This window comes from Isoptericola sp. NPDC057391 (assembly GCF_042668085.1).
Lineage (GTDB): Bacteria > Actinomycetota > Actinomycetes > Actinomycetales > Cellulomonadaceae > Isoptericola.
Map to the genome: position 1 here is coordinate 52,610 of NZ_JBHVBO010000008.1, position 6,918 is coordinate 59,527.

General features: G+C 75.8%; 8 protein-coding genes. 4 read left to right on the forward strand and 4 right to left on the reverse strand.

From position 1 onward, the window contains the following. The 4 genes from ACFUVW_RS02470 (at position 1) to ACFUVW_RS02485 (ending at position 4,298) form a co-directional block, all read left to right on the forward strand. The gene (locus tag ACFUVW_RS02470; protein ID WP_430569762.1) at positions 1–597 is read left to right on the forward strand and encodes a DUF4956 domain-containing protein; all 597 of its coding nucleotides are present in this window, start codon (positions 1–3) and stop codon (positions 595–597) included. Further along, a complete protein-coding gene (locus tag ACFUVW_RS02475; protein ID WP_430569763.1) occupies positions 594–1,385 on the forward strand; it encodes a VTC domain-containing protein in 792 nt (263 codons plus the stop codon). Before ACFUVW_RS02470 ends, ACFUVW_RS02475 begins: the two co-directional genes overlap by 4 nt. A gap of 25 nt (positions 1,386–1,410) precedes the next feature. Beyond that, complete coding sequence (locus tag ACFUVW_RS02480) at positions 1,411–3,156, forward strand: carbohydrate-binding domain-containing protein (RefSeq protein WP_430569764.1); 1,746 nt, start codon at positions 1,411–1,413, stop codon at positions 3,154–3,156. Positions 3,157–3,389: 233 nt separating this feature from the next. Further along, positions 3,390–4,298 (forward strand): NAD-dependent protein deacetylase, encoded by a 909-nt coding sequence (locus tag ACFUVW_RS02485; protein WP_430569765.1) that lies wholly within the window; start codon positions 3,390–3,392, stop codon positions 4,296–4,298. 19 nt (positions 4,299–4,317) lie between these two features. Here the strand turns inward: ACFUVW_RS02485 and ACFUVW_RS02490 are convergent, their stop codons facing one another. From ACFUVW_RS02490 to ACFUVW_RS02505, 4 genes are all read right to left on the reverse strand, one after another. Next, on the reverse strand, positions 4,318–4,677 hold the full coding sequence (locus ACFUVW_RS02490; protein ID WP_430569766.1) for a hypothetical protein: 360 nt from the start codon (positions 4,675–4,677) through the stop codon (positions 4,318–4,320). 37 nt (positions 4,678–4,714) lie between these two features. Beyond that, positions 4,715–5,596, reverse strand: coding sequence for a DUF4097 domain-containing protein (locus ACFUVW_RS02495; RefSeq protein WP_430569767.1), 882 nt, complete (start codon positions 5,594–5,596; stop codon positions 4,715–4,717). Then, complete coding sequence (locus ACFUVW_RS02500) at positions 5,593–6,255, reverse strand: response regulator (protein WP_430569768.1); 663 nt, start codon at positions 6,253–6,255, stop codon at positions 5,593–5,595. The genes ACFUVW_RS02495 and ACFUVW_RS02500 overlap by 4 nt, the downstream gene beginning before the upstream one ends. After that, on the reverse strand, positions 6,243–6,918 hold a 676-nt coding region (locus tag ACFUVW_RS02505), incomplete at its 5' end, for a sensor histidine kinase (protein ID WP_430569769.1). The genes ACFUVW_RS02505 and ACFUVW_RS02500, both read right to left, overlap by 13 nt.

A 6,918-nucleotide genomic window follows, 5' to 3' on the forward strand; every position in this document is an offset into this window, starting at 1 on the left:
ATGCCTCCCGCAGCCCTGTACGCCGTCGACCTCGTCGCTGTCGCGATCCTGACGTTCGCCCTCTACTTCCCCCGGCACCGCCGCCGCGACCTCGTGGTCGCCTACCTCGGCGTCAACGTCGGCGTGCTGGCGGTGTCGGCCGTGCTGGCGTCGAGCTCGATCGCCGCCGGCCTCGGGCTGGGCCTGTTCGGCGTGCTGTCGATCATCCGGCTGCGCTCGGACGAGCTGTCCCAGCGCGAGGTCGCGTACTACTTCGCGGCCCTCGCGCTGGGCCTGCTCGGCGGCCTGGGCACGTCGGCGGGCTGGCTCGGCGTGGCCGGGTCCGCGCTGATCCTCGTCGTCATGGCCGTGGCCGACCACCCGCGCCTCCTCGCGCGGCACGGCGCGCAGACGATCGTGCTCGACCGCGCCGTCGTCGACCGCACGGAGCTGACCGCCCACCTCGAGGCGCTGCTGGGCGCCCGCGTGCGGTCCGTGTCCGTGCAGGAGATCGACCTCGCCGACGACACGACGCGCGTCGAGGTCCGGTACGACCTGCCGCGCGACGGCGGCCGGCCCGTCACCGCCCCCGCCGACGTGCTGGCGGTGACCCGATGAGCGCCGCGGCCGTCGTCGCCCGGGGGCTCGCGGACGCCGTCCCGGTCGGCCTCGCCGAGCTCGACGCCACCGCCGCGCTGCAGACCCGCGTGGACCGCAAGTACGTGCTCACCCCCGCCGAGGTCGCGGCCCTGCTCGCGACGCTCGCCGCGCACGGCCCGCGCGTGCTGGAGATCGACGGCGACCGGTCGTTCACGTACGCCTCGACCTACTACGACACGGCCGACCTGCTGACGTTCCGCCTGGCGGCCCGCCGGCGGCGCCGGCGGTTCAAGGTCCGCACCCGCACCTACGTCGACACCGGCAACGCCACGTTCCTCGAGGTCAAGACGCGCGCCGCCCGCGGCGTCACCGTCAAGGAGCGCCGCCCGTGGGAGCTCGCGACGCCGCTGGCCGGGGAAGGGCTCGACTTCGTCGACGACCGGCTCGCCGCCGCCCGCCTCGACGCTCCGCCGTCGACGCACCTCGCCCCCGTGCTGTGCTCCGCGTACCGGCGCACCACGGTGCTGCTGCCCGACGCCCGCCTGACCCTCGACACCGGCCTGCGGTGGCGGCTCGCCGCCCCCGACGGCGCCGGCGACGGCCGGGCCTCCGCCGACGTCGGCGACCTCGTCGTCGTCGAGACCAAGGCCGGCACCGCGCCGTCGTCCGCCGACCGCGCCCTGTGGCGCGCCGGCCACCGGCCCGACCGCATCTCCAAGTACGCGACCGGCCTCGCCACCCTGCGGCCAGACCTGCCCGACCACCCCTGGCGCCGCCTGCGGCGCGAGCGGCTCGACGTCGCCTGACCTCACCACCCGAGAGGACCCGACCATGCACCTCCCCCGCCCGAAGAAGACCCTCTGCACCCGTGCCGCCTCGACTCGCGCCATGGCGCTCGTCGCCGCGGGGAGCCTGACCCTCGGCGCGCTCGCCGCATGCAGCGACGGCTCCGCGACCGCGGCGTCGGGCGGCTCCGGCACCACCGCCGCCGAGCTCACCGCGACGGACAACTCCGGCCGGTCCGCCCAGGACGTCCTCGCCGAGAACCTGTCCTCCGACGGGACCGCGGCCCTCGCCGACCAGACCTGGGACACGGCCGACGAGGTCGCCGTCTCGCTGGACGGCGACTCTGCGTCGGTGTCAGCGACGGCCTCCGGCGACGGCGTCACGGTCGACGGCTCGACCGTCAGGATCACCGCGCCCGGCACGTACCGGGTCTCCGGGACGCTCGACGACGGCCAGGTCGTGGTCGACTCGTCGGCCGACGGCGTCGTGCGCCTCGTGCTCGACGGCGCGGACGTCACGAGCTCGACCGGCGCGGCGATCGACGTGCAGGACGCCGACCATGTGTCCGTGGTGCTCGCCGACGGCTCCACCAACCGGCTCGAGGACGCCACCGAGTACGCGGACACGACGTCGGAGAACGCGGCGAACGCCGCCCTGTACTCGACCGCCGACCTGGCGATCTCCGGCGGCGGCGCGCTCGACGTCGTCGGGAACGCGAACGACGGCATCACCGGCAAGGACGGGCTCGTCATCGCGAGCGGGACCATCTCTGTCGACGCCGCCGACGACGCGATCCGCGGCAAGGACTACCTCGTGGTCAGCGGCGGCACGATCGACGTCACCGCGGGCGGCGACGGGCTGAGGTCCGACGCCGACGACGACGTCACGGCCGGCTACGTCGCGCTCACCGGCGGCGACGTCACGGTCGACGCCGGCTCCGACGGCGTGCAGGGCTTCACCGACGTCGCGATCACGGACGGCGCCCTCACCGTGACCGGCTCCGAGGAGGGCATCGAGGCCGCGACCATCGCCCTGTCCGGCGGCGACGCGGACGTCACCTCCACCGACGACGGCCTCAACGCCACGGTCAAGGAGGCCGAGGACGACACGACCGACGAGACGAACGACGACACGACGGACGACACGGCCGACGGGCAGCAGGCGCAGCCGGAACCGCCGGCGGAGGGCGAGCTGCCCCAAGGCGGCGGGGGCGGGGGCGGGGGCGCCCCCATGGACCAGGTGGTCGTGGGCGCTTCGGTGACGATCACGGGCGGCACGCTGCGCGTGGACGCGGAGGGCGACGGCCTGGACTCCAACGGCGTCGCCGCGATCAGCGGCGGGGACGTCGTCGTCGAGGGCCCGACGAACGGCGGGAACGGCGCGCTCGACGTCGCCGGGGACCTGGACGTCTCGGGCGGCACGCTGCTCGCCGTCGGCTCCTCGGGCATGGCGCAGGCCCCGGCCGAGGGCTCGTCCCAGGGCTGGGTGGCGCTGACCGCCGACGCCACGCTCGAGGCCGGCACCGAGGTCGCGGTCGTGGACGCCGACGGCACGCAGGTCGCGGCGATCACGCTGTCGAAGACCGCGCAGTCCGTCGTCGTCAGCGGCCCCGAGCTCGCCGACGGCGACACGTACACCCTCACCGCCGACGGCGACGAGGTCGGCACCGCCACGGCGGGCGAGGCCCCGGCCGGCGGCATGGGCGGCGGCCCCGGCGGCGCCGCTCCCGACGGCTCCACCGACCAGGGCGGCCAGACCGACCAGTCGTCGTCGGGCGCCTCCGCGAGCTGACGCCGAGGTAGTCCGAGGCTCGCCGAGGTAGTCCGAGGCTCGCCGAGGTAGTCCGAGGCTCGCCGAGGTAGTCCGAGGCTCGCCGAGGTAGTCCGAGGCTCGCCGAGGTAGTGGTCTGGTCCACTACCTCGGCAGGGTCCGGACTACCTCGCGGCTGTGTGAACTACCTCGCCGGGTGAGGGCTACCTCGCAGGACCGAGTGGGCCCGGCAGCGGCGTCGTACGCTCGAAGGCGTGCAACCCGTGCCCCGGCCGCTCGCCCCGACGTACCAGGACCGGCGGTGGGAGCTCCCGCCCGACGCCGTCGTGCACCACGGCACGGTGGACGACGCCGTCCGGCTGCTGACCGGCCGCACCGTCACCGCGCTGACGGGCGCGGGCGTGTCCACCGACTCGGGCATCCCCGACTACCGCAGCCCGGACTCGCCCAAGCGCGCGCCGATGACGTACCAGCAGTTCGTCGCCGACGAGGCGTTCCGCCGTCACTACTGGGCCCGCAACCACGTGGGCTGGCAGGTGGTGCACCGCACGGAGCCCAACGCGGGGCACCGCGCGCTCGCGCGGCTGGAGGAGCGCGGGGTGGTGCGCGGCGTCATCACGCAGAACGTGGACCTACTGCACGAGGACGCGGGGTCCCGGCACGTCATCGACCTGCACGGCCGCTACGACCGCGTGATCTGCCTGACGTGCGGCCGCGTCATCAGCCGCGCGCGCCTCGCGGAGCGGCTCGACGCGCTCAACCCGGGCTTCGTCGAGTCGGTGCTCGAGGACGGCGCCACGGTCGCGGACATCGAGACCGCGCCCGACGCCGACGCCGTCATCGAGCAGACGAGCCACTTCGTGCCCGCGGCGTGCGAGTTCTGCGGCGGGGTGCTCAAGCCCGAGATCGTGTACTTCGGCGAGAACGTGCCGCGCGAGCGGGTGCAGCGCGCGTACGCGCTGGTGGACGACGCCGACGCGCTGCTCGTGGCGGGCACGTCGCTCACCGTGATGAGCGGGCTGCGGTTCGTGCGGCACGCGGCCAAGGCCGGCAAGCCGGTGGTCATCGTCAACCGCGGCGAGACGCGCGGCGACCCCCTGGCCACCGTCAAGGTGGACGACGGCGTCACGGAGACGCTCGTCGCGCTCGCCGACCGGCTCTGACGACGGCGGCCGGGCGCTGCTAGGACGCCGAGACGAGGCGGCAGCCGCGGACGCTCTCGGCGTCCAGCAGGCTGCCGTCGCCCCCGGGGACCACGGGCAGCGCGCCGCGCGCCAGCCCGCCGAGGTAGACGGCGGCCTCCGCGCCGGCCTCGGCGGCGTCGGCCTTGCGGCGCCGCACGTCGATCCGGGTGACGGTCACGGCGTGCTCGCCGGACGGCAGGTGCAGCACGGCGGCCTGGCCGACGCGCACCCGCCCCGACGTCACGGTGCCGGTGAACGCGTGGCCCCGCGTCGGGACGGCGAACACGGTGTCCACGACCAGCTCGAACGGCTCGGCGGGGCCGGGCGAGGCCGACGTCCGGCGCGAGAAGATCCCCATGGCCGACGACGATATCCGGCGCGCGGCCGTGCCTCCGTCAGGGCACCAGGTACGCGACGTCCCCGTTGGACGACCGGACCTCCACGGTGCGATCGGCCTCCGGGTCCGTGGGCCCCTCGATGGTCTGCTCGCCGTTGGCCGTGTCGATCGTGAGCCGCACGGGCTCGCCGTCGCCGACGACGGTGACGTCGCCGTTGCTGGACTCGGCCCGGACGTCGCCGGTCACGCCGGCGACGTCGACCCGGCCGTTGCTCGTGTCCGCGTCGAGGGAACCGTCGACGCCCGTCACCTCGACCGACCCGTTCGCCGTGGTCGCGACGACGTCGCCCACGGCCCGGTCGACGACGACGTCGCCGTTGCTGGAGCCGGCGTCGAGCCCGCCGCCCGCGCGCGTGACCTCGACGTCGCCGTTGCTCGACCGCAGCTCGGACCCGCCGGTGACGCCGGACGCGACGACGTCGCCGTTGGAGGTCCGCACGACCAGCGTCGTGCCGGCCGGCAGGGTGACGGCCAGGTCGCCGGAGCACCGGCCGGGGATCCACCGCAGGCCCTCGCACTCGTGCCGCACGGTGAGCCGGTCGGCGCCCTCCTCGGCGCGGTAGGTCGGGCTCGTGAGGCCGGCCCGCGCGATCTTGTCGACCTCGACCGACGACCCGCCGTCGGCGGCGCGGACGGTCACGTCGCCGTCGGCGACCAGCTCGACCGTGCCGGGCGCGGCGTACGTCTCGTGCTCCGTGGTGGTGCTCGCGACCGCGCGGTCCACGAGGAACAGGGCGCCCCAGGCCACGGCGAGCAGGCCGACGACGATGCCGGTGACGAGCAGCGCGCGCCCCACGGGGCCCCGGTGCGGCTCCTGCGGCACCGGTGGCGTGGGCACGGGGGCGGGGGCGGGTCCGGTGGTGGGTCCGGTGGAGGTCATGGTCGTGCTCCGTTCTGGTCGAGCCAGCGCAGCACCGCGAGCACGCGGCGGTTGTCGTCGGCGTCGGGCGGCAGCCCGAGCTTGGTGAGGATGCTGGTGACGTGCTTCTCGACGGCGGGCATGCCGACGACGAGGCGGTCCGCGATCGCGGTGTTGGAACGGCCCTCGGCCATGAGCGCGAGCACCTCGCGCTCGCGGCGCGTGAGCTGGTCGAGGTCGGAGCGGCGGCTGCGGGCGATGACCTGCGTGACCACCTCGGGGTCGATGACGGTGCCGCCGCCCGCCACGCGGGAGACGGCGTCGAGGAACGCGTCGACGTCGGCCACCCGGTCCTTGAGCACGTACCCCAGGGCGTGCGCGCCGCGGGCGAGCAGCTCGGAGGCGTAGCGCTGCTCGACGTACTGCGACAGCACCAGGACGGGCAGGTCCGGGTACAGGCTGCGCAGGTGCAGCGCGGCGCGCAGGCCCTCGTCGGTGTGCGACGGCGGCATCCGGACGTCGGTGACGAGGAGGTCCGGCAGCTCGGCGCCGGGCCGCGACAGGGCGGCGACGAGCTCGTGGGCGGTGCGGTGGCCGGTCACGGTGTGACCCTCGGCGACCAGCAGCCGGGAGAGGCCGTCCAGGAGGAGCACGGAGTCCTCCGCGATCACGATGCGCACGGCACCTCCACGGTCAGTCGGGTGCCCGCACCGGCGGGGCTGTCCAGGTCGAAGACGCCGTCGAGCGCGGCGACCCGCCCGCGCAGCCCGGCCAGGCCGCTGCCGGGCGACGGCTCCGCGCCTCCCCGGCCGTCGTCCTCGACGACGACGCGCAGGCGGGCGTCGTGGTCCCCACCGTCGTCCACGACGTCGGCGCGCACCCGGACGGAGCGCGCGTCGGCGTGCTTGGCGACGTTGGTCAGCGCCTCGGCGACGACGAAGTACGCCGCGGCCTGCGCCGCGGAGCCGGCCCGGGAGACGTCGGCGGACGCCTCCACCCGCACGGGCACGGGGCTGCGCGCGGCCAGCGCGGAGAGCGCCGCGTCGAGCCCCCGGTCGGACAGGACGGCGGGGTGGATGCCGCGCACGAGGTCGCGCAGCTCGGCGAGCGTCGCCTTCACCTCGTCGTGCGCGTGCTCGAGGGCCGCGGCGGACGCGGCCGGGTCGCGCTCGGCGATCCGGCGGGCCACGCCGAGCTCCACCCCGAGCGCGACCAGGCGCTGCTGGGCGCCGTCGTGCAGGTCCCGCTCGATGCGGCGGCGCTCGGCGTCGGCGGCCGCGACGGCCTGGGACCGCGTCTCGGTGAGGACGGCGGCGCGCTCGGCCGCCGCCGTCGCCGCGTGC